Annotated in this window: 1 pseudogene; it reads left to right on the top strand. The window is 71.1% G+C overall.

Annotated features, from left to right (window positions below):
- Positions 1-201: pseudogene (locus ACIQGV_RS40865) on the top strand (NUDIX hydrolase); the annotation flags it as partial.
- Between the last annotated feature and the right edge of the window lie 821 nt (positions 202-1022).

Below are 1022 nucleotides of genomic sequence, written 5' to 3'. Positions count from 1 at the left end.
ATCACCCTGGCCTCACCCGCCAGGGTCCACCTGTTCGAAGCCACTGACCTCAGCCTCGGGCCCCAGGCGCTCACCGAGACCGAACAGGACTTCAAGCTGATGTGGTGGCCCATGCCTGACGCCCTCCAGGCTGCACGACAGGGCCGCTTCCTCCTCCCCGCCGGACCGCTTGCCCTCTTCCTCGCAGAGCCTCAGCACTGACACGACCCACAGGTCGACCCCGCCCGTCCGCTCCCCCGTGGCGGATCGGCGGGCCCTCCCGCTGCGGTCACGCCCCCGGCCGCTGTCGTTCCTCGGTCACCGGGCCGCATTCCGCGACGGCGCCAGCCCTGCCACCCGCCCCAAAGCCCTGCGCGGCCCCGCCGAGCAGCGCGAGGAGAACGCCGAACGGCACGCCGTGTCGACGATCAGGCAATTCCCCATCCCCGCGATCACGACTCCCCATGGGGACGGCGAATCCGCCGGTGTGCACTCGGCAGGCGTGACCGGCCTCAACGATGACCCGATGCGCGAGCCCGCCGCAGAGCCGTACTGGAACACCAACGTTGCCCGGCACCCGGGCCTCCTCCGGGCTGTTCCCCAGGGATGCGGTGACGCCCTGGACGTTGGCTGCGGGAACTACGTGAACTCAGCCCCGGGGAAATACGTGAACGTCCACACGCTGCGCGCCTGGGCACTTCGACTGGCCGAATACCTCGCTGCCCGGCCGTCTGAAGGAAGCCGACAACCCGGACGCCGGCTGCCACAAAGGCTGCCCGCACCAAGCTGCTGGCGCATGCTGCAGCCCGCCGCGAGCAGTCCCCGTCCCCGCTGCATGAACCACTCCCGGCCACCCCCGGCCGGGGACGGGTTCAGGCACTGGCCTCCAGCCCTCACTCCTGTCATTATGCGAAGTGCGGGCCGGGAGAACCGGACCGCCCCCGACCCGGAGGGACACCCCTGCCATGACCTCGCGCGATGAGCCCCGCCTGGCCGACGCCGCCGAGATCGCAGCCGAACACGGCCTCACCCCCGCCCGCATC

The organism is Streptomyces sp. NPDC093094 (assembly GCF_044754345.1).
Taxonomy (GTDB): Bacteria; Actinomycetota; Actinomycetes; order Streptomycetales; family Streptomycetaceae; genus Streptomyces.
This window is presented reverse-complemented; position numbering and strand designations above follow the sequence as displayed.